1 protein-coding gene is annotated in these 990 nt (G+C 65.7%); it reads right to left on the bottom strand.

Translation table 11 applies throughout. From position 1 onward, the window contains the following. Positions 1-990, bottom strand: a 990-nt coding sequence (gene ccsB / locus WS62_RS19125; protein ID WP_066573988.1) for a c-type cytochrome biogenesis protein CcsB, incomplete at both ends; no start/stop codon positions are given.

Consider the following 990-nt stretch of genomic DNA (forward strand, 5'->3'; position numbering starts at 1 on the left):
GCGGCGACCGCGCCGCGCAGCCCTTTCATCAGACGCATGTGCAGCCACGCCGCGTAGTTCAGCCACACGATGAGCGCCCAGGTTTCCTTCGGATCCCAGCTCCAGTAGCCGCCCCACGCCTCGGCCGCCCACAGTGCGCCGAGAATCGTCGCGATCGTGAAGAATGCGAAGCCGACCGCGATCGACTTGTACATCACGTCGTCGAGCACTTCGAGCGCCGGCAGGCGATCGGCGAGCACGCCGCGCGCCTTCACCAGATACGCGAGCGCGACCATCGCGGACAGCGCGAAGCTGCCGTAGCCAATGAAGTTCGCCGGCACGTGGATCTTCATCCACCAGCTCTGCAGCGCGGGAACGAGCGGCTGGATCTGCTGCGCGTCGCGCGCGATCGAATACCACATCAGGAAGCCGACCGCCGCGCTGATCACGAGCAGCACGAACGCGCCCAGCGCGCGCGTGCCGTAATGCCCTTCGTAGTACAGATAGAGGAGCGCGGTGATGAGGCTGAACAGCACGAATACTTCGTACAGATTCGACACGGGGATGTGACCGACGTCCGCGCCGATCAGATACGACTCGTACCAGCGCACCATCAGGCCGGTGAAGCCCATCAGCACGGCGACCCACGTGAGCTTCTGGCCGATCGCGCCGCCGGACTCGGCGCGCGACAGCATGCCGATCCAGTAGAAAAGGGTTGCCAGCACGAAGAGCGCGCTCATCCACAGGATCGCCGACTGGCTCGACAGGAAGTACTTGAGCAGGAACGCCGAATCCGCTCGCGCGAGGTCACCCTGATAGATCTGCAGCGACAGCAGCGACAGCGCGGCGATCGCCGCCATCAGGAGCCGCGCGGGCTTCCAGCGCCAGCCAAGCACGATGAGCGCCGGTACGGTGCCGATCAGCACGGCCTTGTCGTAGTAGTCCATGTGCGCGTGGTATTGCGCGAGCGCGAAGCCCGCGCCGGCCACGAGCGCCAGCGCGAACAGCCAG

This window comes from Burkholderia sp. ABCPW 14 (assembly GCF_001523835.1).
Classification (GTDB): domain Bacteria; phylum Pseudomonadota; class Gammaproteobacteria; order Burkholderiales; family Burkholderiaceae; genus Burkholderia; species Burkholderia mayonis.